This is a genomic window from Methanosarcina sp. WH1, from assembly GCF_000970005.1.
Classification (GTDB): Archaea; Halobacteriota; Methanosarcinia; order Methanosarcinales; family Methanosarcinaceae; genus Methanosarcina.
The window spans coordinates 2,335,604-2,361,845 of record NZ_CP009504.1; the positions used below are offsets into that span (position 1 = coordinate 2,335,604).

The window sequence follows — 26,242 nt, forward strand, 5'->3', positions numbered from 1 at the left end:
ATTAACTTGATACGAAAAATAGTTTATTAGAATCAATAATTGAAAAATATATGTAAGTTGACGCTTATATCCCGCGAAGCTAAAGATTTCGGGGTTTTACACTTCTTCCTATAAAAAGAAAGATGCCTGTTTTTCAGGCATTATTTTTGTTTTTAATTACTTCTTTTGCTGCGTCCTTGAAAAATATGCGAAGGTCCCAGAGCAGTTTTTTATTGGCTTTGAAGAGTGCCTGCAGAAGGTCAAAAAGTCTCATTCTCTCAAACTTGACTTCCTTGAGGGAACCGGCAAGGGCATCCAGGTCTTCATCCTGGAGGTTGATAAAACAGTTCTTAACTATGAGGCTCATGTCTATGTCATGCCCTGTGGTTTCTCTCCACCGTTTTTCATAGACTTCTTCGAGCTTTTCAAAGGAGACGTCCCCTGCGGATATGGCTTCGTAAGCAGCCTCTCCGGCAAGCTTTCCTGCATCCATTGCATTCAGGATCCCGCCGCCTGTTATTGGGTCGGACTGGCGTGCAGCATCTCCAACAAGCATTAATCCGTTTGTAGAGGTTTTTTCAATGCTTCCCGAAACCGGAACTCCCCCGAATACCATTTCTACGATACCGGCGTTGGGGAAGTTTTTCTTCACAAATCTATTGAGGTAATCGACAGGCCTGGGTTTGAATTTACCGGTCTTGCTCCCGAGAAGTCCGACTCCTACGTTGGCTTTGCCTTCTCCCTTCGGGAAGATCCAGATGTAGCCTCCAGGAGCTAGCTCATTTCCTATATAAAATTCGCAGTATTCCTGGTCTATGTCTGCACCTGTTATCAGGTACTGTGCGCAGGTCTCGATATCTACAGGTTTCAGGGCTGTGTCGATCCCCGCCCATCTGCCTACTTTGGACTCGATCCCATCTGCACCTATAATTATTTTCGCCCGTACCTCATACTCTTTTCCCAGGTGCATGAGCCTTGCTCCCTTCACGAAGTCATCTTCAATGATCAGACCGGTTGCCCTTGTCTTTACCCTTACCTCTGCTCCAGCTTTTGCAGCATGTTCAGCAAGAGCGCGGTCAAATATTTTTCTTTCAAGGACATACCCAACCTCTCCACCGGAGATTTCCTGTGCCATTTCTATCTTCGTGCCGTTAGGGGAGAAAATACGGGAACCTTTGAGGTCAGCACAAATCCAGCTGTTGTCAATTTCAACATGTTTTTTAAGGTATTCTTTATTCACACCTTCGGCGCAGCGTACAGGGTCCCCTATTTCCTGGCGCTTTTCGATTAAAAGCACATCAAGCCCTTTTTCGGCTGCTGTTTTTGCAGCAATGGAACCCCCAGGCCCGGCTCCTATAACCAGAACATCATACATATCTTTCATTTCATTACCTCAATTGCTCCCACAGGGCAGATGCGATCACATATCCCGCATTGTATGCACATACTTTCATCTACTTCAATCCAGGTCTCCACAAGTTCAAGTGCTCCCTTAGGGCAGACTCCCACACAGGCACCACAGTATCCACATTTGTATCTGTTTATGTTGATGCTCACCAGCTCACCTGTCAGTTTTAAAGGCAAATCATGATTTTTAACCAGAAGATATCATCTCTTGCAAATAATATGTCCTTGCAAATAATATGTCATAAATGAATAGACTCTATGTCATAAATGAATAGACTCGACAATATAATGCCACGTTCCTTAAACTAATGACATTATATATGACTTTTATATAATCCCTGAATATCTCTTTTTTGATAATTATGCTTTCGAAATTTAGATTCTGTTAATGAATCTTTTTTCGGCTCTTAAGGTTTATTTTTATTACTTGCGTTTCTTTTTGAGGAAGGTAATGTCTGAATTAAGATTTATCCGTATAACACAATTTATTTTTACGAATCAGTTTCCACAATTATTGTATTTATCTACTTTAAAGTTATTGGCTATCATGCCGACGCTCTCAATATAGAATTCTCTTTCAGTTACCTTTTTTATGTGTTTTTCTTATATTGCCTATGGTACACTTTTTTGGATGTAAACTCTTCCCAGAAAGTATCATTTGATGTGATTGTCCTGATATAAAATTATTTATAACATATCTCCACAAATTTTTTGAAATATTTTCTACCAGCAAGTCAATAAAGATATTCATAATTTTGGAAAGACCATCGCCCTCAATTTCGTACCTGAAGTAGATGAGGAAAAGAACCACCGGAGTGGTTTCTGCAAGAATCCTGACGGGTTTATCAATAAGAAACCCGATATCTGCTCATTCTTCAAAAAAGGTAGAATTATTGCCATGTTATCTTAATGAATATTTTTAATCAATCTTTCGAGGACCGGGAAACTGTCAGCTCAAGGTGCTCTTATCAGGATTCAAAGCGGAACCAACCCGACCCTTCCCCGGCTGACCTCCAGCCTGAATTTCCGGTTAATGTAGTCTCTTGCAGTTCCTTCTCCATGGATAAGAAGTTCCACCAAGTCTTCGGGTTCATCTATATCCGTGCCTGCAAGGAAAGAGTCATATATTTCAAAATTCTGCCCGGAACCTGTTGCAATCGAACAGTGGGTCAGAAAACTCGACCCGTAATACATTACCCTGTATCTGGAGGGGTTCCTTATAAAAAGGGCATTCGTACCTCCTCCTTTTCCGGGGACGATACATATATCCTTTTTAGTTGAAGTTATCCCTTTTATATGTTCCGGGGAGAGTAACGGCAGGTCAGCCATAACAATCAGGACAGGCTCCTCTGCCTTTTCAAGGTAACTGTTCAGGGCTTCATTCAGGCCTTTTTCGTCCAGCAGAACTCTCGCTTTCGTCATGCCCCCAAGTCCGTAGCCCGAAGGGCTGAGAACGTCGATTTTTTTAATTCCGGCTTCCTTGAGAGAATCTATTACCCGGTTTAACATGAGTTCTACAAACTCTTCCCTTTCTTCCAGGCTCAGGACAGGGGATAATCTGGATTTTGCACCGGCTTTCTTATAGGGGATGACGGCTTTCATATGGGCTCCTGCAATTCATGCTCTTTTTATTATTTCCCGATATTTTTTTCCTTATTCCCTGCTGCCTATTCCAGCTCTTCTGTAATTCGGCAATGGACCTTCCCTGTCAGGAAACCTGGGTTCTGCTTTTCGGTACAGAGTGTCCCTCTGCATAGGGATTCTTCCGGCACCTTTTATCATCCATTCAAACTCCGCAGGAGATACGTATTCTCCATAGTTGCCCCCCGACGCTGTCGAGATCTGGTCTTCCATAAGTGTGCCGCCAAGGTCATTTGCTCCGCACTGCAGGGCAAATTGGGCAAGTTTTTTCCCGAGCTTTACCCAGGTAGCCTGGATGTTGTTTACATGGGTATGCAGGATCACGCGAGATATGGCGATCAGTTGCAGGTCTTCAAGCCCTGTACTTGAGAACTTTCCGGATGCAAGCATCTTTTCCCCTACAGGGTTGTTGTAGGGTAAAAATGACATTGGGATAAGTTCCGAAAACCCGCCGGTTTCCTGCTGGATTTTGCGAATGGTAAAGATATGGTCAAGGCGCTCTTCCAGGGTTTCCACATGTCCGTACATGATGGTTGAATTGGTAGAAATCCCTGCCCTGTGTGCTGCAGTTACAGTATCGATCCACTGCTGTGTATTGATTTTTCTAGGGCAGATAATTTTCCTTACCCTGTCGGAAAGAATTTCAGCTGAAGTCCCGGTAAGAGAATCAAGCCCACTTTTTTTAAGTTTGCGCATTGCTTCTTCTACGGATATGCCGGAAATTCCTGCTGCGTAGTTTACTTCCATCGGGGACAGGGCGTGGATGCAGATCTCGGGGAAACTGGATTTTATGGACTCTATAATTTCCAGGTAGAACTCCATATCAGCTTCAGGGGTGAACCCTCCCTGGACGCAGACCTCCACAGCTCCGGCTTTTCTTGCATCTTCTGTTTTTTTAAGGATTTCTTCCACACTCAGTATATAACCGGTCTCGGTTCTGTAAGCGCAGAACCCGCAGTTTCCGATGCATTTGTTTGTGATGTAGATGTTTCTGTTTACAACATAACTGACAATGTCGCCTACAGAGTTGGCTCGAAGTTCATTTGCAAGTTCAAATAGCTCAAATGGGTTTCCTTCAAGCAGGAGAAGGGCGTCTTCTTTTGTACATTTTCCCTGATGTGCTCTCTCAATGACAGACTCAGAAATTGCCGGGTTTTTCACATACATCCCTATCATTCCTTCCAGATTTCAGACATTTACTTGTCTTTTCCCTTACTGGCCCGGTTTATTCGGATACTCTGCACCCGGACATCCCTCGGGAGTTTCCGGAAGCCAGCTCATTCACTTCCCTGTACAGGGTAGTCCTCTCTTTAGGGACTCTGCCAGCTCCGTGGATCATCCACTCAAGTTCTTCAGCCGTAATCATTTCCCCGTGGCAGGCACCTGCTGATTTGGATATACTTTCTTCCATAAGAGTTCCACCAAGGTCGTTGACTCCGCAGTGGAGGGCAAACTGGGCAAACTTTTTCCCAAGTTTCACCCAGCTTGCCTGGATATTGTCCACATGCCCGTGGAAGAGAATACGGGAGATTGCATAGGTTTTCAGGTCTTCCAGGCCTGGGGTGGCATATCTGCCTTCTCTGATCATTTTTTCCCCTATAGGGTTGTTGTAAGGCATAAAAGGCAGGGGCACAAATTCGGTAATTCCTCCGGTTTCTTTCTGGATATCCCTTATGATTAGCATGTGATCTATCCTTTCCTCCGGAGTTTCAACGTGTCCGTACATCATGGTTGCAGTGGTTGGGATGCCCGCTGAATGCGCCTGCCTGACAACTTCTATCCATTCTCCAGTCTTGATTTTCAAGGGGCAGATTATTTCTCTCACTCTGTCAGAGAGAATTTCGGCTGCAGTTCCCGGCATGGTGTCAAGCCCGCTCCTTTTGAGCCTTCTTAAGGCTTCACTTACCGAAATTCCGCTGATGTGGGCGGCATGGTAGACTTCCATTGGCGAAAAAGAGTGAATATGCATTTCCGGAAATTCGGCTTTTATGGCTTCGACAATTCCCTGGTAAAAGTCCAGGCCCACATCAGGAAGCAGTCCTCCCTGGATGCAAACTTCAGTGGCATTGGCCTTTTCTGCCTCTCTCACCTTTTCCATAATTTCTTCTATGCTCAGGACTTTGCCGTTGTTAGTCCGAAATGCACAAAATCCACAGGTCCCCAAACAGCGGCTTGTGAAATTTATGTTCCTGTTCATGACGTAAGTTACAGTGTCCCCTACGGCAAGAGAGCGGAGTTCATCCGCAAACTTGAAGAGTTCGAAAGGGGGTACCTCCAGGAGCAGGAGAGCATCTTCTTTTGTACTCTTCCCCTGGTATGCGCGTTCTATGAGGTCTTTGGGAATTTTACTGTTCATTTTTCAGACTCCTTCGCGTGCTCTGTTTAGGGTAGTTTCCTGTAACCTTCCCCGTCAGAGAGCCTCCCTATAAGCTCTCCTATTCTGTCTGAGTACCACTTATTTTTCACGTACTGCGGGTAGATTGGAAGGCGTTCTCTAAGTGGAACTGCCCCGAGCTTTTCCTGCAGGTCCTTTACGTCGGGCCATTCGGCTTCGGGGTTGATCCAATCAATGGTCAGGGGGGATATCCCTCCCAGGTCCGTTACCCCTTTTACTATTAGGGCTTTTGGATCAATGAGGTTTGGAGCGACCTGTACGGCCACATCATGCGGCAGAACCTGCCTGGCAAGGGCTACAGTATCCATTATCTCTTCTACTGAAGGTTCAGGGAAGTTTTCCATGGGTGTCCCGGTTTTCGGGGAAAAGTTCTGGATAATGACTTCCTGAATGTGCCCGTACTCCCTGTGCAAGCTTGCAATGGCTTCAAGGGACTCAGCCCTGTCTTTCAGGCTTTCTCCGATCCCTACAAGGAGGCCGGTTGTATAGGGAATCTCAAGTTTCCCGGCTTCCCGGATAGTCTCAAGCCTGCGTTCCGGAACCTTGCCGGGGCAGTCCTTATGGGCTTCCAGAACCGCTGTGGTCTCAAGCATCAGCCCCATGCTCGCATTTAAGGGCTTGAGGACTTTCAATTCGGAACGTGTCATAATCCCCGCGTTCGTGTGAGGGAGAATCCCTATGTTGATTGCGGTTTCACAGAGAAAAACAAGGTATTCCAGGGTAGAAGAATATCCAAGCTCTTTAAGCCATTCCCTGTACTCCGGTACCTCTTCTGCATACTCCCCAAAGGTGAAGAGGGCTTCAGTGCACCCTGCCCCTGCTCCTTTTTCAAGGATTGGGACTACTTCTTCAGGCTTCATCAGCCGGGCTCCGGGTTGTCCGGGCTCCCGTCTGAAGCCACAGTAGCCACAGTGGTTCCTGCATATATTGGTTATAGGGATAAAGACGTTTTTTGAGTAGGTTACGAAAGAAGGGTTCTCCTGTGGAATGGTAAAACACCTGCTGAGTTTTGTTTTTTTTTCTTCCGGGTTTAGCCGAGGATTTTATTCATGGTTGCAGCCACACCGAGAGCTACTCCTTCGACTTCTACGCCTCCTTTTCCCTTGGCTCCGTCCCCTACGACGTAGAGCCCTGGGATCGGGGTCTCATTGCCAGGGTCCATACCAGAGGCTGCCCTGTTTACGGGCCAGTCGTCATGGTAGGACTGGATAAGAAGAACTTCATATTTTTTGCCAGGAAAAACCTCTTTGAGGTCTGCAAGGCCCATCTCAATTTCAGATTCGAGGTTTTTTACGTTCTCAGGAGCCACATACTGGTGACACATGGTAAGATGCTTGCCCGGCGGTGCCAGTTTCGGGTCAACCTGAGTAACCTCATTGGCCCCATTTATGCGCCTTGTATAGGGGGTTAGCAGGACTCCTGAGTGCCCTACTAGAGGCTCATCTGCAGCAAGGCAAATCTTTATGCCTGCAGACGGCTGAAAGGTTTCAAGCATTTTAAGGTAACTTGCATGTACTTCTCCTGAGAGGGCTTCACTGCAGAGCAAAGCAGTTGCAGCATGCCCGAGATTACTGATTATAAAGTCAGCTTCATGTTTCTTGCTTTCAACAATTACCCCTGCAGCTTTTCCATTTTCAACCAAGATTTTTGAAACTTCCTTATCAGTATATATTTTCCCCCCATTTTTCAGAATCACGGCTTCAAGGGCGTCAATAACTCCTTTACATCCTCCGATCGGGATGCCTGTGCCTCCGAACCGGTACATGTTTTCAATTATCTCAAAAACCTCTTCTACCGGAACTTCATCACTTTTCATGCTGAGCGCCCAGCCACAAAAAGAGTCGGCAAACCTTACTAGCCATTCGTCCTTAACCTGAGCCTTTATCCAGGCCTCAAGAGTAACCCCTGAAGGGCGATTTTTCCTTGTGCTCACGATCAAAAAAGCAATTTTAAGGCGATCCATATGCGAAAGTAATGATGGAAATTCAATAAAAGGGATATCTTTGAAGCCTTTCACATAATTAGGGTTTCCTTTTATCAGAGGCACGCGTATAATGGTCTGTTCTGACCGCACGATCTTCACTTCAGCTCCGACCTCTCCGAGAAGCCGGGCAAGTGGCCCTTCAGGTCCGTGGGGCAGCATGTGGAAAGCTCCGCTAGAGAGCTGGAAACCTTTATAGTTAAGATTTGTAAACCTGCCTCCTGTAATAGGAAGCCTTTCGAAAACTTCAACTTCATGCCCTGCGTTCGAGAGCCTGGCAGCGCTTAAGAGCCCTCCAAGGCCTGCACCAATTACAATCGTTTTCATACTGATACCTCGATGGCTTTTACAGGGCAGTAAGGGACGCACATCCCACATTCCACACAGGCATCGGTAGTCCGCGCTCTTCCCCTTACTTCTATTGCTCCCTTTTTGCAAAAAGAAGCGCACTGGCCGCACCCTACACAGTTATCATTTATCTTCATGCGATCCACCGCTTTTCTATCGTGAAAGGACTTATTATAATGTGTTGGTATAGCATTTCGCTCATATTATTTTCTCAGGGTCAATGGGAAAACGGGATTCTCTGATGATAATGCATCGGTTTTAATATACAATGGGTAGCATACTATAGATATATCCTTTCCTGAATATAATATGGATTCTAAGAAAGCTGTCAAATGGACAGGAATACCCATTTTCCTCATGAATATATAGATTATCGAGGGTTCTCTGAAAACTTCAACAGTACACCATTGCCTAACTTCAACAGTACACCATTGCCTATAAGCTACGATGACATTTTTGATCTGTCACATGTATTTCCGATAGCAATAATATTTCTTATAGCCGGGTATCTAATAGTCATTCTTTGCCAGGTATCTGATAGCCATTCTTTATATTAAATCACTTGCCGCATATTTGAATGAAATGAGATGCTGCCGTTTCCGCGCTTACACAGGAAATTTTCAGCCCTTCCAGTTCTTTATTATTTTTATTTTAAAGGTTGCCTCAAGAGACCTTTGCCCATCAGATTTATCATTATTAATTATGTTGTATTCAAAGGTTTTTTATGGGAACTAAAATAATTAACTGATATATATAATTCATTGCCATTCCCGGAGAAAACTTTATGGTCGTAGAAAACCAATTTTCCGGATTTTTTGGCTGTTCAAAGATAATAACATATTTATGGTGTATATATAATTTCGTAAACAAGTCAAGGCTTTCCCCATAAGTTATTTCAACATTAATATATTCTAAAAACAGACTTTTAATTATTTAGACTTAATATTTATATAATATTAATTATCTAGCAAATAGCTATAAATAACCCATGATTCATTTGCAGAACTAACATAGTTACCTGGAATCTTAATTATTAATTATACTACTTTCACAGTAATTGAATCCACATCTCCGAAAGAGGGGCTTTCCCCTGACTTTCAAAAATTTATTGCATAACCTGGGCAACGAAAAAGTAAATTTTTCAGAGCCCGGCAGTCAGAAGTCTGTATTCAGAGCTCTATCCACATGAAGGGAAGTACCCGGGTACAGACATTCTTAACAGGACCTGTGTTCGGACCATAGTGGTTTTTCTAAAGAACCGGGGAATCCGGATGCAGTTTTTTGTCTGCTTATCTTAAAAAATATAAAATCAGGATCATGCGACGCTGCAGTTTCAGATTGCTGCACTCTGATAGGTGATACAATGTCTGGAATAATTGATAATTATATACCGGTTGCAATATTTCTTGCCGTGGGACTGGTTATGCCTCCCATGACAATGTTTATCGTAAAGCAACTGAGTCCGAGGAGCAAGGCAGCCAGCAAATACACGACATACGAATCGGGTTCTGTTCCTATAGGAACTGCCAGGATCCAGTTTAATGTTGAGTATTATCTCTATGCGATTGCTTTTGTTCTCTTTGATATTGAGGTGCTTTTCCTTTACCCCTGGGCTACTGTCTATAAAGGGCATGGAATTACCTCAATTGCAGTAGTTGAGATGTTTGCATTTATCTTCATACTGCTCTTCGGATACGTGTATCTCTGGAAGAAGGAGGCCCTTACATGGGTGAAGTGAAGGAGACAAAAACAACTAATATAAAAGGAACTCCGGAAGACGAAATTCCCGGCGTTATCACAACAACCACCAATGCGATCAGCGACTTTCTCAAGAAGACCAAGGCTCAGGACCTGATCAACTGGGGGCGGAAAAACTCGCTCTGGTTCATGACTCAGCCAATGGGCTGCTGTGGTGTGGAAATGATCGCTACGGGCTGTGCCCACTATGATACTGACCGGTTCGGGATCATTCCCCGAAACTCCCCAAGGCATGCGGATGTCATGATAATCAGTGGTTATGTGACAAAAAAATACCTGCCCGCCTTAAAGAGGCTCTGGGAACAGATGCCTGCTCCTAAATGGGTTCTCTGCATGGGAGACTGTTCTATCAGCGGCGGTCCCTTTTATGAGTCCTACAGTACTGTGCAGAACATCGATGAGCTCTTTCCTATCGATGTCTTCATTCCCGGATGTCCTCCCAGACCCGAAGCCCTGATCCAGGGATTTGTGGAATTACAGGAAAAGATAAAAGCCAAAAAAGACCTGGGGACGGACTACTGAGGAGATTTCAGGCTTATTTGAGGGAATACAATGGATGCCAAAACAATCATAGAATCACTAACCGGTAAATTTCCGGAGGCAATTTCCGAAACCGGGATTGAATCCCCGATCCGTATCCGGGCATATGTGGATAAGGAGAAAGCAAAAGAAGTTTGCCAGTACCTTAAGGACTCCCTTCAGTTCGACCACCTCTGCTCCGTTTGTGGAGTGGACTATCCTCAGAGGAACGAGCTGGAATCGGTGTATCATATAGCTTCTTATGACCACCCTGTAGTTCTTATGTTGAAAGTGAGGCTGCCCAGGGATGCTCCGGAAATAGAGTCTATTGTACCGGTATACTGGAATGCAAACTGGTATGAAAGAGAGACCTACGAACTCTACGGGATTGTGTTTAAAAACCACCCGAACCTGAAGACTCTGGTGCTCCCTGAAGAGATGCTGGGGGAGTGGCCTCTTCGGAAAGACTACGAGGGTTTCCCGAACAAGACAGCAAGAAACCTGGTGTGAGGGGTGAAAAATGGAAGAAATGCTTGAATCAAATGAAATGATTGTACACCTGGGCCCCCAGCATCCCATGCAGCCCGGACCTTTCAGGTTAAACCTGAGGTTGAAAGGGGAAACTGTGATGGATGCTGAAGTGGAACTGGGTTATATTCACAAAGGCATTGAAAAAATCCTGGAGAATAAAACCTACCTTCAGGGAATCACGATAGTTGACAGGATCTGTTACCTTGTAGCCCTGACAAACGAAGAATGTTTTGTGGGCTGCGTCGAAAAGCTGTTAGGCATCGAACCCCCCGCGAGGTCTCAATATATCAGGGTCATTTTAGAAGAGCTTTCCAGGCTCCAGAGCCACCTGCTCGGCATGGGAGAGTTCGGGGAGTTCATCGGCTTCGTGTCCATGTTCATGTATACAATTAAGGAAAGGGAAGATATCCTTACCCTGATTGATATGGTCACAGGGGCAAGGGTCACCCACAGCTACCTGAAATTCGGAGGGGTACGCGATGACCTGCCAGCCGGGTTTAAGGAAAAAGCTCTCCCTGTCCTGAACAACCTCAAGAAAGTTATTAGCGATTACGAGGAAATGTTCCAGTCGGACAGAATTTACAGGGAAAGGACCGAAGGAGTCGGAATCCTGACTGCAGATGTTGCAAAGAGCCTTGGGGTTTCCGGGCCTGCTCTGCGGGCAACGGGTGTTCCCTTCGATATCCGGAAGAACGAGCCATACCTTGTGTATGAGGACCTGGACTTCAAGGTCTGCACGGAAACTGCAGGAGATTGTGCTGCCAGGGTGCGGGTCAGGCTTAACGAGATGCGGGAAAGTATCTACATCCTCGAACAGTGCCTTGACCAGATCCCGAACGGGCCTCTGTTTCCCGAAGGAACCCCTTACGGCAGAAGGACTCCTGTTATGAGAGTTCCTGCAGGGGAGGTATTCCACAGGGTCGAAGACCCAAGAGGAGAAATGGGCATGTACATGATCTCTGACGGCACTGATAAACCTTACAGGGTAAAAGTCAGAGGACCCTACTTCCCGACTCTGCAAGCTCTGCCCCCTCTCATTATAGGCACAACAGTTGCAGACGTTGCAGCGATTTCAGGTAGCATGGACGGCTGCACCAGTGAAGCGGACAGGTGAGTATAATGATAGAAATCCCTGAATTCATAATTCCCTTTATTCCCTGGATTCGCGGGCTTGTAGGCCTGTCTCTTGTGGGAGCTATCTTCCTTGGAGCAATGGGTGCTGTCTGGATTGAGCGTAAATTATCAGCCGACATCCAGTTCAGATACGGCCCTTCAAGGGTAGGCAAGTTCGGGCTCCTGCAGCTGGTGGCTGATGCAATCAAGCTCTTTACGAAAGAAGACTTGAGGCCGAAGAATGCTGACCGCGTACTCTTTGACAACGCCACAATCTTCATGATGAGCTCGGTCTTCCTGATGCTTGTCGCAATCCCTGTAGGTGCAGTCTTCATCAACGGAGTCGAGTACCCGCTGGTTGTAACCGAGATGGACATCAGTGTTCTTTATATCGAGGCAATGTCTGCGCTCACCATTTTCGGGATCTTCATGATTGCCTACGGTTCTAACAACAAGTATTCCCTTCTCGGAGCTTTCAGGAACTTTGCCCGGATGGTCGGGTATGAAGTACCCCTTGGGATCACTGTTGTCAGTGTTGGCATAATGACAGGTTCCCTGAACATAGTGGAAATTGCCAGCGCCCAGGGGCTTCACTGGAACATCTTCCTGCAGCCGATTGGATTTATTGTCTTCTTTATTGCACTTATGGCTGATATGGGGAGGCTTCCTTTCGACCAGAACGAGTCTGAAGAAGAACTGATCGCAGGATGGATTACCGAATACAGTGGAATGCGTTTCGGGCTCGGTTTCTTTGCTGAGTATATCCACATGATCCTTGGTTCCTTCCTTGTTGCACTCCTCTTCCTTGGTGGCTGGAACGTGCCGGCTTTTATCTCAAACAACCCGGTGCTCGGCTTTATTGTCCCCACAGGTTTCCTGCTTCTTAAAACCGTGCTTGTGCTTATGACAATCATCGGAATGAGATGGGCTGTTCCAAGGTACAGGATCGATCAGGTTATAGACCTGAGCTGGAAGAAACTTCTCCCCCTGTCCCTTTTGAACCTTGTCTGGGCAGTGGGCCTTGGACTCTATCTGGGGGCTTAAGAGTATGGTTCTTAAAAACATCAGATATGCACTTAAAAACATCCCTAAAAAACGCGTGACCAGGCTGTGTCCGGAGGTGGAAAGTCCACTCTCCGACAGGTTCAGAGGGCTTCAGATCCTTGACAAAAGTAAATGCATCGGCTGTGGGATCTGTGCCAATACCTGCCCAAATAACGCGATTAAAATTATTAAAGCCCCGATTGCCCCTGGAAGTGGCAAACAGAGGTGGTTCCCCGAAATAGATATCGGCCACTGCCTCTTCTGTGGGCTCTGCATTGACCAGTGCCCCAAAAGTGCTCTTTCAAGCGGGAAAGAATACACCAAAGGCATGGTAAAATGGACTCATAAAGACCTGCTCATGACTCCTGACAAACTCGCAAGGGAAGTAGATATCGATGAAGGTGATGAAAAATGATAGGAATTGAAACTATCGGGGCAGCTCTGGAAATGGCTGTCTTCGGGCTCCTTGCGATTGTCACAGTCTTCTTTGCAATCTTTGTGATTATTGCAAAGGACGTTGTAAGAGCCGGGCTTTCCCTGATCATGTGCATGTTCGGCATTGCAGCTCTCTACATCCTCTTAAACGCCCAGTTCCTGGGAGTTGTCCAGGTGCTGGTCTATATAGGGGCAATCGGAGTGTTGATCCTCTTTGCCGTTATGCTTACAAAGCGTGAACTGGGAGGTGAGTCCCGTGCGAATTAACAGACCTGCATCTCTTCTCGTTGTCCTGCTCTTTGTTGCTGTTGTTGTTACAGGGATTTTTGGGACTTCCTGGAATACGGTTTCGGAACTCCCTGAGAACCCGGCTGACCCGAGCAATATCGAGGGCATAGGTATGTTGATCTTCACCCAGTACGTGGTGCCTTTCGAGGTCCTATCAATCGTCCTGCTCGCGTCCCTTATAGGAGCAATTTACATGGCAAAAGGAGAGGGCAACAGATGACTGCTATTCCATTAACATTTTATCTCGGCCTTGCAGCCCTGCTCTTTTCAATCGGGCTTTATGGCGTAATGACCCATAAAAGCGGTATCAGGATGATCATGTGTATCGAGCTCATGCTGAACTCCGCAAACCTGAACCTTGTGGCTTTTTCAAGCTATACGGACACCCTTAACGGGCAGGTCTTTGCCATTTTCTCAATTGCCCTTGCAGCTGCTGAAGCAGCAGTCGGGTTTGCAATTTTCATGGCAATCTACAGAATGCACGACAAAATTAACCTTGATGAGCTTAACATCCTGAGGTGGTAAAAACGGCTCTGGAAGAATTTGCATTTTTGATCCCCCTGCTTCCGGCACTGGCTTTTGCGATCACCTTCTTCTTTGGCAGGAAAATGCCTTCAGGAGGGGCAATCATCCCCATCCTTGCCATCGCCGCCTCCTTTGTAATCTCTTTTGCGATTACCCTCGGGCTGCTGGCAAACCCCGAAGAGATCGTAAGCCAGTCCTATTCCTGGTTTGCAGTGCTTAACATCGGAATCTTAATTGACCCCCTGGCTGCAGTCATGCTGTCAATGGTCTCCTTTGTGAGCCTGCTGATCCACATCTACGCAGTTAGCTACATGTCTCATGATGAAGGAAAACCCAGGTACTTTGCAGAAACCGCACTGTTTACCGCAGCAATGCTTTCCCTGGTCCTCTCGGACAATATTCTACAGCTCTTTGTTTCCTGGGAACTTGTCGGGCTTTGTTCCTATCTCCTGATCGGTTTCTGGTTCGAAAAACCCTCAGCTGCAGCCGCAGCCAAGAAAGCTTTCCTTACAACCAGGATCGGAGACGTAATGTTCCTTACAGGAATAATCGTGCTGACTTCCGATCTCCTGAAACTTGCAGGTGGCTTCCAGGAAGGAGTATACCTGCTTCGCTTTGACGAAATATTCAGCTATATCCCCCAGCTTTCTGCTCTGCAGTTAAATGTCTTCGGCTTTGAAATAAGCCACCTTACTATTATCACCCTGCTTTTCTTCGGAGGAGCCGTAGGAAAGTCCGGGCAGTTCCCGTTGCATGTGTGGCTGCCTGATGCAATGGAAGGCCCAACAACCGTCTCAGCTCTCATCCATGCAGCAACAATGGTTACTGCCGGGGTTTACCTGGTAGCAAGGACCTTCCCTATGTTTATTGCAGCCCCTGACTCCCTTATGGCAGTCGCTTACTTCGGAGGCTTTACTGCTCTCTTTGCAGGCACAATGGGCATTGTAATGAACGACCTCAAGCGTGTGCTTGCATTCTCTACCATCAGCCAGCTCGGCTACATGATGCTGGGTCTTGGGCTTGGATCGGCAATAGGGCTTGAAGCAGTTGGAATTTCCCTTTTCCACCTGATCAACCATGCTTTCTTCAAGGCTCTCCTTTTCCTCTGTGCAGGCAGTGTAATCCATGCAGTCGGCACCCAGGATATGAGAGAACTCGGAGGCGTAGGAAAGGTAATGCCAATTACTGCTGCCACTATGACTATTGCAGCTCTTGCCCTGGCAGGTTTCGGTATCCCTGGAACCTCAATAGGGACAAGCGGCTTCATTTCAAAGGATGCAATTATTGAAGCTGCCTATCTCTTCGGAGAACACAGCAACAATTGGATCCCGTACATATTCTCAATTGCAGCCGCCTTCCTGACATCCCTCTATATCTTCAGGCTTATCTTCATGACCTTTACAGGGAAGCCAAGAAGCAATTATCACGGGCATGAGTCCTCTGCAATTATGACCATACCCCTATCCATTCTGGCATTCCTTGCCCTTGTTTTCGGAGCGCTTACCCAGACAGGATTCATGAAATTCCTTGAAGAAACCTTTACCAACAGTTTCGTGAGCCTTAACATAGGAAGCCTTGCCAGCATAGGTGGAAACGAACTTGTGGAGGCAGCAGGACACGAGCCTCTCTTTATTCTATGGCTCCCATTAATAATGGCACTTGCAGGCCTTGCAATTGCTTTCGTGATCTATTACCTCAGAGCAGTGAAACTCGGGCCTCTTGCTTCCATGAAGAATCCGATCTACAGACTGCTCTACAAGCGTTACTACCAGCACGAAATCTATACCGAGTTTTTCTCAATCGGAATAGTTTACGGGGTTATTGCTTTCCTTACGCAGGTAGTTGATGTGATCGTTGACAGCATTGTAGAAGGAATTGGAATTATCACAGTTGGTGTGGGCGAAGAACTCAGAAAAGTTCAGACAGGAGTTGTCCAGACCTATGCAACTGTCATAATTGTGGGTGTGAGCCTGCTAATTATATTAATTAAATTAATGATGGAGGTACTCTGATGCTGCCGGTCGCATCATTGTTGATTCTGGTGCCGCTGATTTTCGCAGTCGTGACCTTTTTCACAAAAACAAAAGACCAGGCTGCAGGATTGGGCTTTCTCGGGTCTCTTGTGACTCTGGGCCTTACCCTTTACGCCTATCTGAACTTTGACAGCAGTACTGCTGCAATGCAGTTCTATGAATCTGTGAAGTGGATCCCCTTCCTCGGGGTCAACTATTCAGTTGGAATCGACGGCATTTCCATGCCCCTTATCCTTCTGAATGCGATTGTTATCCCACTTCTGATCCTCTTCAGCTGGAAAGAAGACAGGGAAGCCCCTAACAGGTTTTACGGGCTGATCCTTACCATGCAAGCCGCAGTCATAGGGGTCTTTGTATCCCTTGACTTCGTTGTCTTCTATATATTCTGGGAGCTGACCCTTGTCCCACTCTTCTTCATCGTAAATATCTGGGGTGGAGAAAAGCGGGCTCATGCGTCCTACAAGTTCTTTATCTACACACATGTCGCTTCTCTGGTAATGCTACTCGGAATCTTCGGGCTCTTCTACGCAGCCCTGAATCAGACCGGCGTTGCTACATTTGACATAAGAGAACTGGTCACACAGTTCCAGTTCTTCGAATCCGGCCTGATGAAAGATGGGATCTTCCTTGCAATCCTCTTCGGGTTCCTGGCAAAGATGCCGACTTTCCCCTTCCACTCCTGGCTTCCGGATGCATATTCCGAGGCACCTACTGCAGGCAGTGTACTCTTTATCCTGCTCAAAATCGGAGGGTACGGGCTTTTCAGGATATCCCTCCCGATGCTTCCTAACACCGGGAACCCCCATCTGATGATCATGATGCTGGGCCTGCTCGGCTCTGTCAGCATAGTTTATGGGGCTCTTCTGGCTCTGCGGCAAAAAGACCTCAAGCGCATGATCGCTTACTCCAGTTTGAGCCACATGGGATATGTTACCCTGGGTTCAGCCGGCCTTGTGACCCTTTCGGTTGCAGGCGCAATGTTCCAGCAGTTTTCTCACGGGCTTATCATGAGCATCCTGTTCATGTCCGCCGGCGCAATCCAGACCGGCACAGGCACCAGAATCATTAACAATCTCGGTGGGCTTGCAAAGAAGATGCCAATGCTCACTGTGGTTATGATGGTCGGCTTTATGGCATCCCTCGGGCTTCCGGGTCTGACAGGTTTTATTGCCGAGTTCCTGGTCCTGACTTTCACTTTTGTGAACCTACCTGGCTTTGTCTTAATTGCCCTGCTGGCAATAGTGATTACTGCAGGTTACCACCTCTGGGCAATGCAGAGGGCAATGTTCGGAGTGTACAATGAGAAGCTCGGAGATGTCAGGGACATCAATTCCCTGCAGGTCTTTTCAATGGCAGCTATTGCCCTTCTTGTGCTCTATTTCGGCCTGAACCCGAGCCCGGTGCTTGATATGATGATTAAGAATTCGGAAGCAATAGTCAGCCTTGCGGCTGTCCTGGGGGTGTGAGAAATGAATGAATTAATGTACCTTGCACCTGAACTTATATTAGTTGCAACTGGACTGGTCGTACTCCTGGCCGGAGTTTTCCTTTCCCCCAAGTCCAAAAATGTACTGGGTTACCTGGCAACCCTGGGAATCCTTGCAGCTCTTGCTCTAACGGTTAAAAGCTTAGGGCTTTTGACAATGGAAGGCTTCCAGGTTGGATATTCGATTTATTCAGAAACTCTGAGTATCGATGCCCTTTCCCAGTTTTTCAAACTGGTCTTCCTGGTAGTTGCTCTGATCGTTTCGCTTGCTGCAATCAAGTACACTGAAAACAGTGAACACACAGAAGAGTTCTACACCCTGATGCTCTTTGCAACCTTCGGAATGATGGTTGTGGCATCGGCAAACGACCTTATCGTACTCTTCTGTGCCTTTGAGCTGGCAAGTCTTGCAACCTACGCTCTTGCAGGCTTTGAAAAGCAGAACGCAAAGTCCCTCGAAGGAGCCATGAAATACTTCGTGATCGGCTCAGTCTCTGCAGCGCTCATGCTCTTCGGGATTTCCTTTGTCTACGGAGCGACCGGCACTACCAGCATCCCTCTGATTGCTGCAAACACCGGCCTCCTGACACAAAACCCTATAGGGCTTGTCGCCGTCGTGCTGCTGATTGCAGGTTTTGGCTTCAAGATGGCTCTGGTCCCCTTCCATATGTGGGCTCCGGATACCTACCAGGGGTCCCCTTCAGTTGTTTCCGCCCTGCTTGCAGCCGGGTCCAAGAAAATGGGATTCGTGGCAGCCTTCAGGATTTTCATTGTGGCTCTTGCAGCCCTCCAGCCTGACTGGCAGCTTGCTTTCACCATCCTGGCAGTGGTAACAATGACCTTCGGAAACGTGATCGCAGTTGCTCAGACCAGCGTAAAAAGGATGCTTGCCTACTCCTCCCTGGCACAGGCAGGATACATTGCAATGGCTTTTGCCGTCATGACCCCGGTGGCTCTTACAGGCGGTATCATGTACGCCCTTGCCCATGCCTTTATGAAAGCAGGAGCTTTTATCGCAGCCGGAGTCGTTGTCTGGATGGTTACCTCGGAAAAGACAGGCAACCTCGATATCCCTGACCATCTTGACAGCTTCAGGGGCCTTGGGAAGAGAATGCCTCTCGCCGCCCTTTCCATGACGATATTCGTCTTTGCCCTTGCAGGCATCCCCCCAACTGCAGGTTTCATGGCCAAGTTCGTGCTCTTCTCCTCAACCATTCAGGCAGGCATGACCTGGCTTGCAGTGATTGCAATCCTGAACAGTGCCCTTTCACTGTTCTACTACGCACGGCTTGTGAAATACATGTACTTCATGCCCCCCGAGGGTAAAAAGGTCAGCATTCCTCTCCCATACGCAGCAGCCCTTCTGGTTGCAGTGGCAGGCGTACTGGCAATGGGTCTCTGGCCCGAACCCTTCGTGGAGATGGCTATGAAAGCAGCAATGGTACTATTACCATTATAAGGAGGTATGAGAAATGACAGATTGTGATCTTTGCGGGCGTGCAATCCCGACCGTCATCCCGGTCCGGGCTATCCGCCCCCTCCTCAAATTCGCTTACCCCAACGGGGTCTGGAAAGGACTCTGCGAGACCTGTCTCGATTCCGCCCAGAAAACTTACATAGAAGTAAACAAAAATCAGACTTCATGCAGAAAAGGTAAATGCGTCCTCTGCGGAGATAAAACCGGGGTTTTCTCTATGGAACTTCAAATTCCTGATTTCTCAAAAGGGATCGTAAAAAAAGATGTATATGTCTGCAACAGGTGCCTGAAAGCAGCCGATGAGGCTTATATCAGGCATAAGAAGGAACAGATCGAGCAGGAACACGCACATCATTAAGTAAAATCAAAGCTGCGTTTGCGGCTTTATTTCTTTTCTTTTTTGATAGTTGCCGGCTATTTGGTGGAGCCTGTTGATTGATTTTTTTGTTTTGGCATGAATTATTGATTAATTAAAACCATTTTTCTAGTGTTTGTTGGTTTTTAGATCCAATTAAGCGGGAATAATAAAAGTTGTCTACTTTTAGTTTTTCTTTTCTTTGAATTTTGCCATGCAGATCAAGATAAGTGATTACTTCTTCAGGTGTCATATTGTATTTTGGAAAAAACGATACCTGGTAAGTTCGATAATAATTACTTTTGTAATAATCCCCAATCATCTGACCGTTGGGGCTCTTTTTGCGATCCAATAGTTTATGCAATGTTGGTTTGAAAAGTTCACAAACTTCTTTTTTCCTTGAATTATTTGATGAGTTGTGGATCGTTGAAAAAGTAGCTCCAAGAATCAAGTCAGTTAATTGAATAAACTGAGATTCTTCTGATTTGCTGTTTCTGTGATCTGAGTCTATGAATTCTATTTCGTTGCAGTTTATACTCAACTTGTCTATTTCAAATTCAGTTTGTTTAATTGGATGCCAGGGAAAGAATTCGTGGTGTTCTTGACTTCCTCTGTCATGAAATATAGAGTTCACAACGATATTGAGATAATCTTTAAAAAAATAATTTAAACCACTCATTAGAAGAGTTCTATAAAAGCGATTATAAATATTAAGTTCGGTTTTTCCACCGCTGCCAAATTCACTGTAATTTATGTTTGAAAGATTTATGCCAAGTATATTACAATATAACATTTTTCGATGTTTTTGACAAGCTTCCTTACTGAAGAAACTGATCCAGTCTTTTGCGATCATGAATCTTGCACTCGATCTATGAATTTCTTTGAAGTGAATTTCAGTATTGTTCTCTTTATGAAACTTACAATTTTCAGGGCAGTCTGATTCAGATGTGTTCCAATTATGGTTTTTTATACAGCGAAGATCATTCAAATTTTTCAAAACCTCTGCTTTGTAGTCTGTGGGGACAAAAAGAGCTCCTAAGTACATCCAATTTGTATTGTCAAAGGGATCTATGCCGTTAAAAACTTCATCTGAATAAATGTCGAGTTCTATCTTTTTGGTTAAGGGCGTAAATCTTGAGCCTCCATGATTCATCAGGCTTAATTTTTTGAGTTCAATCCCTTTTAGTCTGTTAAATGTTATATGTGTTTCTTTTTGTTTGGAATTGAGGTTTTATTTTCTTCTTTGGCATAAAATGCGGGTTTGAGTTACCCGACACTTCATTTTTTGTTCAGCTTCTTTTCAGGTCACATATTTCCTATTGAAAATCTTAAATACACATACATACACAGATATTATCATGCCAACCAGAACGATCAGCATAAGCGATGAAGCCTACGAGAAGCTAAAAAGCCTCAAAACCTCCGAAAAAGATAGCTTTTCAGATGTGATCATTAAGTACTACCCCAAAAAAAGAAAGCTCTCGGAAGTGCTCGCAGAAATAGGTCCCAATCCCGAACTCGCTGATGCAATCGAAAAAGCCTCAAGGGACATGAGAACTGCAAAGATGAGGGAAGTTGATTTTGATGCCGGTGCTTGATACTTCTTTTATTGTAGACCTCCTGAGAGGAAAAGAAGAGGCTCTCCACAAACTGGCTGAAATGGAAGTTGAAGGAGTTTTTATCAGCACGACCGAGATTAATGTACTTGAACTGTACAGGGGAGCATACCTGTCCAGAAAGACGCACCAGAATCTGGAAGAAATCAAGAAGCTTCTGGAATGTTTTCAAGTTCTGGAGCTTGAAGAATCGGTCTATGAAGTCTTTGCTTCCCTTTCTGCAAGTTTGCTCTCAAAAGGAAGAGCCATTGGGGCATTCGATGAACTCATAGCTGCTATAGTACTGTGTTATGATGAGAAAATAGTTACCAGAGATAACCATTTCAAAGAAGTGCCAGAACTTGAAGTTATAGGTTATTGATGTGTAGTTTAAAAAGCGATTTGTAAAGTCCAGATGCAGTTCCAAGCAGGTACTGACTATTTTTGGTGGATTCGGCTGCGGAGATAAAAGTGGTTTTTGCAGTTGATTTTCTATTTTGGGTATTTTTTACTTCATGTCACTTTCTCTCCTGGACCGGATGATATCCCACCTTAAACCTAAAATACCTGACAGGCTCATATTCTAATCAGGTGCAATCTTATGACCTGGAGAGAACGTATCATTATTGACCCTGCAGTTCTTGCGGGCAAACCTGTAATCAAAGGCACACGCCTGGCAGTTGAGTTCGTTATCGACTTACTGGCTAAGGATTGGCCTGAATCTGAGATCCTGCGGAATTATCCAGGCCTTACACATGAAGATATTCAGGCTTGCCTTGGCTATGCAAGTGATTTGCTCAGGGCAGAAAAGGTATATCCACTTGAAATTTCTCAGGAAGGAACCTGATTATGGTTGGGATCTGATGCGGCTGCTGGCAAATGAAAATATTCCTCTGGATGCAGTGAAGGCTCTTCGAGTTGGCGGACACGAAGTTCTGTGGATAAGGGAAGAAGTTCCAGGAAGTACTGATATAGAAGTTATGGCACTGGCTCACAGGCAAGGACTTATTCTCATCACTTTCGACAAAGACTTCGGGGAACTGGCTTTCCGCACAACGCAGCCACTAGCGCGTGGAATAATTCTTTTTCGCATACCTATGATCTCTTCAACTTATATAGCGAAAGCCCTTGTAAAGGTGATAGGGTCGCGTGATGATTGGGGAGGACATTTTGCAGTCGTTGAAGAGGATAGGATAAGAATAAAGCCATTGAAAAGAGATTAAATGCCTTTTATGCTTGATAAAGCCCTCTTATAACTGCACAACCTCTTCAAGAATTATTTCTCCAATCCTGGGCTTCAGTGCATTTTTCATAACAAGATTGACCTTCACTCCCAGCATATCCGAAAGATCCTGTTTGAGCCCTATGAATTCAAAGAGGTCCGGTGTTTTAGAAAATTCTACCAGGACATCAAGGTCGCTATCTTCTTTCTGTTCCCCGCGGACGTAAGATCCGAAGATTCCCAGATAGCTGATGCTATATTTTTTTGAAAGCTCCGGAAGGTATTGCCGTAGAATTTTTGTGAAATATGCCGCATCTTTCGTTTTTTCGTCCGTTGGTACTGGAGTGGTTTTGACTGTCATGTGGCCTCCCAGGTTCTGGCTTTTAATTGTTATTAGCAAAAGTATTCCTAATATACTTTTATGTTCAGTATTTATATGAAGAAGCGTAAAACCCCTGAGTCTTTAGCTCAGGGGATATAAGCGTCAACTTCAACCCTGATTCCGTATGTAATATTCTGCCGCCTCTTTACTCACATTTCCGATAGTAGACGCAAAATAACCATCACTCCATAACGTATTCTCACCCCAATAATACTTTTTCAGATATTCTTTTTGAGTTTTCCATAACCTGTTAGTATATTCTTGTTTCAATTTTCTGACAATTGACAAAACGCTAACTTTCGGCTCACTCTTGATCAAGAAATGAATATGGTCTTTGTCAGTTTCCATTTCAAGGATTTCAAAGTTAGACTCTTTTGAAATGTCAATCATAATCTGTTTGAGTTCTTCGCTAATTGGTTCAAGTATGACTTTTCGGTATTTGCAAACAAAAATAACATGATACATTAACAAAAATTTGCTATGATTCCGTGTTTCATACTTCGTATTTACCAAAAAGTGCATGTGTTGTTAAAGCATATAATGCCTTTGTATGATGCAAGCGTTCAAATTTAGACTCTATCCTACAACTACACAAGCTATTCAATTGAATCAGCATATAGGTAGCTGTAGATTTGTCTATAATTGGGCACTTGACCAGAAAATTAAAACTTATGAGCAGACAGGGGAATCAATTTCCAGATTTGACTTAAACAAATTAATTCCTATTCTAAAGGCTTCTAATGAGTGGTTAGGAGAAGTTAACTCTCAATCATTACAGGGGATGACTAAGCAGGTTGAATCCGCTTTCACTAGATTCTTTAGAGAGAAAACAGGGTTTCCAAAGTTCAAATCAAAAAAGAATCCGATACAGTCTTTCCCTGTACCTCAACACTACACTGTAAACTTTGAAAATAATACTATCAAGCTTCCTAAAATAGAACCAATTAAAGCAGTTCTTCACAGGAAGTTTGAAGGAGAGCCTAAAACGGCTACGGTATCAAGGACATGTAAAGGACATTACTACATCAGTATCCTTGTTGAAGATGGAAAAGAACTTCCAGTAAAGGAAGCTTTTACAGAATCAACAACAGTAGGAATTGATGTAGGTATCAAAGACTTTGCTGTCCTTTCAACAGGAGAAAAGGTTGAGAATCCAAAGTACTTGAAAAACTCTCTTAAAAGGCTCAAAGTATTACAGAAAAGAGTCTCAAGGAAACAGAAAGGCTCTAAGAACAGGGCAAAAGCTAAACGAAGACTTGCTGTACTCCATGACAAAATAACAAATCAGAGAAATGACTTCCAGAACAAACTCTCTTTTAGACTTGTTAGCGAAAACCAAGCTGTAGCTCTGGAAACTCTAAATGTTAAAGGCATGGTTAAGAATCATCACTTAACACAGGCTATAAGTGATTCTGCGTGGAGTAGTTTTGTAACAAAGTTGGAATATAAGGCTCAATGGTTTGGAAAAACCGTCCTGAGAATAGGACAATTTGAACCCTCTTCTAAGCTATGTAGTGTGTGTGGATACCACAATAAAGAGCTTCAGCTAAAAGACAGAGAATGGATTTGTCCAGACTGTAAAACCAAACACCATAGAGACATTAATGCCGCTATCAATATCAAAAAATTCGCTCTCATAGATCAGAATCTAATTGGATTATGACACCGTAGGGACTACGGGGATGAGCTTGGGGACTTGCCCTCAATAGAGGGAGGATGAACCAAGAAGCCACTCAGTCTTTAGCTGAGTGATAGTTCACAAGTAAGTCTTGATCATGTATGTTTCCTGCGCTGAGCAATTCTTTTTCTTCTCAGTTGGAATATATCAAGATTGGTCGCCTGTTTTTTCATGTAAAATCAAAGAAACAGTTAATATATATAGTAATGAATTTGATAGTATATTAATAAATAATAGTTTTATGCACGGGAACTGTTGGTTCAAAATTAAGACAATCCTGAGCTTGCGGGGCTGTGCAAAAATACCGGGGTGGGGTAGTTCTGAAAATTATACTTATCGGAGATTGTATTACCAGGCTGATGAGTGCAACGCTAGCTATTGCTTTGCTTCTGGTTTCTGCAGGCGTTGGAAGTGCAGATGTTATTTATGTGGAGCCCGGAGCTTCAATTCAGGCTGCTATCAATAACTCAACGACCGGGGATTTTGTAATTGTGAAAGCCGGGGACTATGAGGAAAATATCATTGTCAATGTTTCAGGGGTAACGGTCACTTCGGAACCTGAGAGCCCTGAAGGTGTACTTATCAGGTCAGGGGATGAAAATTCCAGCGTATTTCAGGTTAAAGCAGATAATGTAACCATCAGCGGCTTTAACATAACAGGCTCAGGAGAAATTTTTAGTGCCCGTGAAGCTTCGGGTTTCATAAACTCTTTTATCTCGAAAAGTTCGGGAAGACTTAACGGGACTTCGGGAATGGAAGCCAGGCAGGCTTACGATTCCGGGGAAAGAGAGATATTTGTCACCAGATGGAACGGGGCTGGTTGTCCTTCAGCAGGGATTTGCCTTGAAAACGCTATAAACTGCACAATCGAAAGAAACAACATTTTCAAAAACCGCTATGGAGTTTATCTGCAGGGCTCCATGAACAATACAATCTCGGAGAATACCTACTTCCACAATGGTATCTGGCTTGATGAAGGGTGCAGCCGGAACATGTTGATAAATAATACTATTGATGAGGGTTACATCACCATTGGAGCGCACTGCTGGGACAATATAATGTTCCAGAACAGGCTCTCAAACGGCGGAGGGATAAGCATTGCCTGCTGCGGAGGAGGCAATCTTGTTTCAAAGAATGAGGTCCGAAATTGCAGTAACGGAATTGATATGTATGACACTCAGGCAAGGACCGTCCTTCGTGATAACCTGATTACGGACTGCGAAAACGGGATCTACCTGATTTTCGTCTTTGATGCCAGAGTGTATAATAACACAATTTCAAACAGCAGCAAGGGCATCTATTTAAGAGAGGAAAGCCACAACAACGAACTGTTCAACAATATGATAACTTCCAGTAACGAATCAGGTATCCTGCTGGACTCCAGTACTGACAACCGTATCTATAATAATTACTTTAACAACAGTGTAAATGTGAAGGCTGAAAACAGTGAAGGAAACAACTGGAACACTACACAAACGTCAGGAACGAATATCATGGAAGGCCCATACCTGAGTGGAAATTTCTGGGCTGACCTTAATGGAACCGGGTTTTCTCAGACCGCTGAGGATTCGGACTCGGACGGGATCTGCGACCTGCCTTATAACGTTAACGGAAGCGATTTTGACTATCTCCCGCTTGCCGAACCCCCTTATATACCCGGGGTGGACCTTAAAGTAATAATCGGGACATCTGAAGCAAATAAGACATCTGATGTTTCCATAGAACTTGACCGGAGCAACCTGGATTTTGGGACCCTGCTTCCCGGGCAGGCCAGTAACCCTCAGGTCTTGAATATAAGAAACACAGGAAAAAGCAATGTGAAAGTTACGGCTGAGATTGGAGCTTCTTCAGATTCTGTTTTTTCCGAAGGTATCTATCTTTCCTCTCATTTCTGGCCTGATTTCTCAGAAGTAATTGCAAACAGTACCGGTAAAGATGTTGAAGTCGTGCTTAACATTCCGGCAAACTATTCAGAAAACGGTATGATTAAAGGGTCCCTTGTCTTCCGGGCTGAGAAGGTTTGAGAGGTTTACTCTCTTTTCTTCTCAAT

General features: G+C 44.9%; 30 protein-coding genes. 19 read left to right on the forward strand and 11 right to left on the reverse strand.

Annotated features, from left to right (window positions below; genetic code table 11):
* Positions 1 to 133: 133 nt before the first annotated feature.
* From MSWH1_RS10205 to MSWH1_RS10245, 8 genes are all read right to left on the reverse strand, one after another.
* Positions 134 to 1,363 carry a digeranylgeranylglycerophospholipid reductase gene (locus MSWH1_RS10205; protein WP_048128234.1) on the reverse strand — a complete coding sequence of 410 codons (1,230 nt, stop codon included), beginning with the start codon at positions 1,361 to 1,363 and terminating at the stop codon, positions 134 to 136.
* Entirely contained in the window at positions 1,360 to 1,536 is a 177-nt protein-coding gene (locus tag MSWH1_RS10210; RefSeq protein WP_048130397.1) for a 4Fe-4S binding protein, read from the reverse strand. Before MSWH1_RS10210 ends, MSWH1_RS10205 begins: the two co-directional genes overlap by 4 nt.
* Positions 1,537 to 2,361: 825 nt before the next feature.
* Positions 2,362 to 2,988, reverse strand: a complete 627-nt coding sequence (gene cofC / locus MSWH1_RS10220; RefSeq protein ID WP_048128238.1) for a 2-phospho-L-lactate guanylyltransferase — start codon at positions 2,986 to 2,988, stop codon at positions 2,362 to 2,364.
* 51 nt (positions 2,989 to 3,039) lie between these two features.
* Positions 3,040 to 4,194 (reverse strand): 7,8-didemethyl-8-hydroxy-5-deazariboflavin synthase subunit CofH, encoded by a 1,155-nt coding sequence (gene cofH / locus MSWH1_RS10225; RefSeq protein WP_048128240.1) that lies wholly within the window; start codon positions 4,192 to 4,194, stop codon positions 3,040 to 3,042.
* A 58-nt stretch (positions 4,195 to 4,252) separates the two neighbouring features.
* Positions 4,253 to 5,383, reverse strand: coding sequence for a 5-amino-6-(D-ribitylamino)uracil--L-tyrosine 4-hydroxyphenyl transferase CofH (gene cofH / locus MSWH1_RS10230; RefSeq protein WP_048128244.1), 1,131 nt, complete (start codon positions 5,381 to 5,383; stop codon positions 4,253 to 4,255).
* 26 nt (positions 5,384 to 5,409) lie between these two features.
* Positions 5,410 to 6,411 (reverse strand): 7,8-didemethyl-8-hydroxy-5-deazariboflavin synthase CofG, encoded by a 1,002-nt coding sequence (gene cofG / locus MSWH1_RS10235; protein ID WP_048128246.1) that lies wholly within the window; start codon positions 6,409 to 6,411, stop codon positions 5,410 to 5,412.
* A 41-nt stretch (positions 6,412 to 6,452) separates the two neighbouring features.
* Positions 6,453 to 7,730, reverse strand: a complete 1,278-nt coding sequence (locus tag MSWH1_RS10240) for an NAD(P)/FAD-dependent oxidoreductase (protein WP_048128248.1) — start codon at positions 7,728 to 7,730, stop codon at positions 6,453 to 6,455.
* Positions 7,727 to 7,888: a DUF362 domain-containing protein gene (locus tag MSWH1_RS10245; protein WP_048128249.1), complete on the reverse strand. Its 162-nt coding sequence runs from the start codon at positions 7,886 to 7,888 to the stop codon at positions 7,727 to 7,729. Before MSWH1_RS10245 ends, MSWH1_RS10240 begins: the two co-directional genes overlap by 4 nt.
* A gap of 1,211 nt (positions 7,889 to 9,099) precedes the next feature.
* Here MSWH1_RS10245 and fpoA point away from each other — a divergent pair.
* Genes fpoA through MSWH1_RS10310 form a run of 13 tightly spaced genes read left to right on the forward strand, consistent with a single transcriptional unit; the run spans position 9,100 to position 19,318 of the window.
* Positions 9,100 to 9,489, forward strand: coding sequence for a F420H2 dehydrogenase subunit FpoA (gene fpoA, locus MSWH1_RS10250; RefSeq protein WP_231585754.1), 390 nt, complete (start codon positions 9,100 to 9,102; stop codon positions 9,487 to 9,489).
* Positions 9,477 to 10,031, forward strand: a complete 555-nt coding sequence (gene fpoB / locus MSWH1_RS10255; RefSeq protein ID WP_048128253.1) for a F(420)H(2) dehydrogenase subunit B — start codon at positions 9,477 to 9,479, stop codon at positions 10,029 to 10,031. The genes fpoA and fpoB overlap by 13 nt, the downstream gene beginning before the upstream one ends.
* Before the next feature lie 30 nt (positions 10,032 to 10,061).
* Positions 10,062 to 10,538, forward strand: coding sequence for a F420H2 dehydrogenase subunit FpoC (gene fpoC / locus MSWH1_RS10260; protein ID WP_048128255.1), 477 nt, complete (start codon positions 10,062 to 10,064; stop codon positions 10,536 to 10,538).
* 10 nt (positions 10,539 to 10,548) lie between these two features.
* The gene (gene fpoD / locus MSWH1_RS10265) at positions 10,549 to 11,673 is read left to right on the forward strand and encodes a F420H2 dehydrogenase subunit FpoD (protein ID WP_048128257.1); all 1,125 of its coding nucleotides are present in this window, start codon (positions 10,549 to 10,551) and stop codon (positions 11,671 to 11,673) included.
* A gap of 5 nt (positions 11,674 to 11,678) precedes the next feature.
* Positions 11,679 to 12,716 (forward strand): F420H2 dehydrogenase subunit FpoH, encoded by a 1,038-nt coding sequence (fpoH, locus tag MSWH1_RS10270; RefSeq protein WP_048128259.1) that lies wholly within the window; start codon positions 11,679 to 11,681, stop codon positions 12,714 to 12,716.
* Positions 12,717 to 12,720: 4 nt separating this feature from the next.
* Entirely contained in the window at positions 12,721 to 13,131 is a 411-nt protein-coding gene (fpoI, locus tag MSWH1_RS10275; protein WP_048128261.1) for a F420H2 dehydrogenase subunit FpoI, read from the forward strand.
* Positions 13,128 to 13,418 (forward strand): NADH-quinone oxidoreductase subunit J, encoded by a 291-nt coding sequence (locus MSWH1_RS20570; protein ID WP_048128263.1) that lies wholly within the window; start codon positions 13,128 to 13,130, stop codon positions 13,416 to 13,418. The genes fpoI and MSWH1_RS20570 overlap by 4 nt, the downstream gene beginning before the upstream one ends.
* Positions 13,408 to 13,659 (forward strand): F420H2 dehydrogenase subunit FpoJ, encoded by a 252-nt coding sequence (fpoJ, locus tag MSWH1_RS20575; RefSeq protein WP_048128265.1) that lies wholly within the window; start codon positions 13,408 to 13,410, stop codon positions 13,657 to 13,659. The genes MSWH1_RS20570 and fpoJ overlap by 11 nt, the downstream gene beginning before the upstream one ends.
* Positions 13,656 to 13,964, forward strand: a complete 309-nt coding sequence (fpoK, locus tag MSWH1_RS10290; RefSeq protein ID WP_011021517.1) for a F420H2 dehydrogenase subunit FpoK — start codon at positions 13,656 to 13,658, stop codon at positions 13,962 to 13,964. The genes fpoJ and fpoK overlap by 4 nt, the downstream gene beginning before the upstream one ends.
* The gene (gene fpoL, locus MSWH1_RS10295; RefSeq protein WP_048128269.1) at positions 13,958 to 15,976 is read left to right on the forward strand and encodes a F420H2 dehydrogenase subunit FpoL; all 2,019 of its coding nucleotides are present in this window, start codon (positions 13,958 to 13,960) and stop codon (positions 15,974 to 15,976) included. The genes fpoK and fpoL overlap by 7 nt, the downstream gene beginning before the upstream one ends.
* A complete protein-coding gene (gene fpoM / locus MSWH1_RS10300; RefSeq protein WP_048128271.1) occupies positions 15,976 to 17,463 on the forward strand; it encodes a F(420)H(2) dehydrogenase subunit M in 1,488 nt (495 codons plus the stop codon). Before fpoL ends, fpoM begins: the two co-directional genes overlap by 1 nt.
* Before the next feature lie 3 nt (positions 17,464 to 17,466).
* On the forward strand, positions 17,467 to 18,942 hold the full coding sequence (gene fpoN / locus MSWH1_RS10305; protein WP_048128273.1) for a F(420)H(2) dehydrogenase subunit N: 1,476 nt from the start codon (positions 17,467 to 17,469) through the stop codon (positions 18,940 to 18,942).
* Positions 18,943 to 18,955: 13 nt separating this feature from the next.
* Positions 18,956 to 19,318 (forward strand): F420H2 dehydrogenase subunit FpoO, encoded by a 363-nt coding sequence (locus MSWH1_RS10310; protein WP_048128276.1) that lies wholly within the window; start codon positions 18,956 to 18,958, stop codon positions 19,316 to 19,318.
* Between the two features lie 112 nt (positions 19,319 to 19,430).
* On the opposite strand, the gene MSWH1_RS10315 is transcribed toward MSWH1_RS10310, so the two are convergent.
* On the reverse strand, positions 19,431 to 20,468 hold the full coding sequence (locus tag MSWH1_RS10315) for a DUF3800 domain-containing protein (RefSeq protein WP_048128279.1): 1,038 nt from the start codon (positions 20,466 to 20,468) through the stop codon (positions 19,431 to 19,433).
* Between the two features lie 205 nt (positions 20,469 to 20,673).
* Between MSWH1_RS10315 and MSWH1_RS10320 the strand changes: the two genes are divergently transcribed.
* The 4 genes from MSWH1_RS10320 (at position 20,674) to MSWH1_RS10335 (ending at position 22,133) form a co-directional block, all read left to right on the forward strand.
* Positions 20,674 to 20,913, forward strand: coding sequence for an antitoxin VapB family protein (locus MSWH1_RS10320; protein ID WP_048128281.1), 240 nt, complete (start codon positions 20,674 to 20,676; stop codon positions 20,911 to 20,913).
* Positions 20,900 to 21,292 (forward strand): type II toxin-antitoxin system VapC family toxin, encoded by a 393-nt coding sequence (locus tag MSWH1_RS10325; protein ID WP_048128283.1) that lies wholly within the window; start codon positions 20,900 to 20,902, stop codon positions 21,290 to 21,292. The genes MSWH1_RS10320 and MSWH1_RS10325 overlap by 14 nt, the downstream gene beginning before the upstream one ends.
* A 219-nt stretch (positions 21,293 to 21,511) precedes the next feature.
* Positions 21,512 to 21,757: a DUF433 domain-containing protein gene (locus tag MSWH1_RS10330; protein WP_048128285.1), complete on the forward strand. Its 246-nt coding sequence runs from the start codon at positions 21,512 to 21,514 to the stop codon at positions 21,755 to 21,757.
* A gap of 16 nt (positions 21,758 to 21,773) precedes the next feature.
* Positions 21,774 to 22,133, forward strand: coding sequence for a DUF5615 family PIN-like protein (locus tag MSWH1_RS10335; RefSeq protein WP_048130398.1), 360 nt, complete (start codon positions 21,774 to 21,776; stop codon positions 22,131 to 22,133).
* 27 nt (positions 22,134 to 22,160) lie between these two features.
* Here MSWH1_RS10335 and MSWH1_RS10340 read toward each other — a convergent pair whose 3' ends face one another.
* Both MSWH1_RS10340 and tnpA read right to left on the reverse strand, forming a co-directional pair.
* Positions 22,161 to 22,493 carry a nucleotidyltransferase family protein gene (locus tag MSWH1_RS10340; protein WP_048128286.1) on the reverse strand — a complete coding sequence of 111 codons (333 nt, stop codon included), beginning with the start codon at positions 22,491 to 22,493 and terminating at the stop codon, positions 22,161 to 22,163.
* A gap of 129 nt (positions 22,494 to 22,622) precedes the next feature.
* On the reverse strand, positions 22,623 to 23,036 hold the full coding sequence (tnpA, locus tag MSWH1_RS10345; protein WP_048128287.1) for an IS200/IS605 family transposase: 414 nt from the start codon (positions 23,034 to 23,036) through the stop codon (positions 22,623 to 22,625).
* A gap of 28 nt (positions 23,037 to 23,064) precedes the next feature.
* On the opposite strand from tnpA, the gene tnpB reads away from it, so the two are divergent.
* Together tnpB and MSWH1_RS10355 are read left to right on the forward strand one after the other, a co-directional pair.
* Positions 23,065 to 24,177: an IS200/IS605 family element RNA-guided endonuclease TnpB gene (tnpB, locus tag MSWH1_RS10350; protein ID WP_048128288.1), complete on the forward strand. Its 1,113-nt coding sequence runs from the start codon at positions 23,065 to 23,067 to the stop codon at positions 24,175 to 24,177.
* A 374-nt stretch (positions 24,178 to 24,551) separates the two neighbouring features.
* The gene (locus MSWH1_RS10355) at positions 24,552 to 26,216 is read left to right on the forward strand and encodes a nitrous oxide reductase family maturation protein NosD (protein ID WP_048130399.1); all 1,665 of its coding nucleotides are present in this window, start codon (positions 24,552 to 24,554) and stop codon (positions 26,214 to 26,216) included.
* The last annotated feature ends 26 nt before the right edge of the window (positions 26,217 to 26,242 follow it).

Bases quoted from the DNA above. Each gene is read 5' to 3' on its own strand.
- fpoK (WP_011021517.1), top strand. From the start codon at position 13,656: ATGACTGCTATTCCATTAACATTTTATCTCGGCCTTGCAGCCCTGCTC.
- MSWH1_RS10240 (WP_048128248.1), bottom strand. From the start codon at position 7,730: ATGAAAACGATTGTAATTGGTGCAGGCCTTGGAGGGCTCTTAAGCGCT.
- MSWH1_RS10330 (WP_048128285.1), top strand. From the start codon at position 21,512: ATGACCTGGAGAGAACGTATCATTATTGACCCTGCAGTTCTTGCGGGC.
- MSWH1_RS10320 (WP_048128281.1), top strand. From the start codon at position 20,674: ATGCCAACCAGAACGATCAGCATAAGCGATGAAGCCTACGAGAAGCTA.
- cofC (WP_048128238.1), bottom strand. From the start codon at position 2,988: ATGAAAGCCGTCATCCCCTATAAGAAAGCCGGTGCAAAATCCAGATTA.
- fpoC (WP_048128255.1), top strand. From the start codon at position 10,062: ATGGATGCCAAAACAATCATAGAATCACTAACCGGTAAATTTCCGGAG.
- MSWH1_RS10325 (WP_048128283.1), top strand. From the start codon at position 20,900: ATGCCGGTGCTTGATACTTCTTTTATTGTAGACCTCCTGAGAGGAAAA.
- MSWH1_RS10205 (WP_048128234.1), bottom strand. From the start codon at position 1,363: ATGAAAGATATGTATGATGTTCTGGTTATAGGAGCCGGGCCTGGGGGT.
- cofH (WP_048128244.1), bottom strand. From the start codon at position 5,383: ATGAACAGTAAAATTCCCAAAGACCTCATAGAACGCGCATACCAGGGG.
- MSWH1_RS10245 (WP_048128249.1), bottom strand. From the start codon at position 7,888: ATGAAGATAAATGATAACTGTGTAGGGTGCGGCCAGTGCGCTTCTTTT.
- fpoN (WP_048128273.1), top strand. From the start codon at position 17,467: ATGAATGAATTAATGTACCTTGCACCTGAACTTATATTAGTTGCAACT.
- MSWH1_RS20570 (WP_048128263.1), top strand. From the start codon at position 13,128: ATGATAGGAATTGAAACTATCGGGGCAGCTCTGGAAATGGCTGTCTTC.
- fpoM (WP_048128271.1), top strand. From the start codon at position 15,976: ATGCTGCCGGTCGCATCATTGTTGATTCTGGTGCCGCTGATTTTCGCA.
- tnpB (WP_048128288.1), top strand. From the start codon at position 23,065: ATGATGCAAGCGTTCAAATTTAGACTCTATCCTACAACTACACAAGCT.
- fpoI (WP_048128261.1), top strand. From the start codon at position 12,721: ATGGTTCTTAAAAACATCAGATATGCACTTAAAAACATCCCTAAAAAA.
- cofH (WP_048128240.1), bottom strand. From the start codon at position 4,194: ATGTATGTGAAAAACCCGGCAATTTCTGAGTCTGTCATTGAGAGAGCA.
- fpoB (WP_048128253.1), top strand. From the start codon at position 9,477: ATGGGTGAAGTGAAGGAGACAAAAACAACTAATATAAAAGGAACTCCG.
- MSWH1_RS10335 (WP_048130398.1), top strand. From the start codon at position 21,774: ATGCGGCTGCTGGCAAATGAAAATATTCCTCTGGATGCAGTGAAGGCT.
- MSWH1_RS10355 (WP_048130399.1), top strand. From the start codon at position 24,552: ATGAGTGCAACGCTAGCTATTGCTTTGCTTCTGGTTTCTGCAGGCGTT.
- MSWH1_RS10340 (WP_048128286.1), bottom strand. From the start codon at position 22,493: ATGACAGTCAAAACCACTCCAGTACCAACGGACGAAAAAACGAAAGAT.
- MSWH1_RS10315 (WP_048128279.1), bottom strand. From the start codon at position 20,468: ATGAATCATGGAGGCTCAAGATTTACGCCCTTAACCAAAAAGATAGAA.
- MSWH1_RS10310 (WP_048128276.1), top strand. From the start codon at position 18,956: ATGACAGATTGTGATCTTTGCGGGCGTGCAATCCCGACCGTCATCCCG.
- fpoH (WP_048128259.1), top strand. From the start codon at position 11,679: ATGATAGAAATCCCTGAATTCATAATTCCCTTTATTCCCTGGATTCGC.
- tnpA (WP_048128287.1), bottom strand. From the start codon at position 23,036: ATGCACTTTTTGGTAAATACGAAGTATGAAACACGGAATCATAGCAAA.
- fpoD (WP_048128257.1), top strand. From the start codon at position 10,549: ATGGAAGAAATGCTTGAATCAAATGAAATGATTGTACACCTGGGCCCC.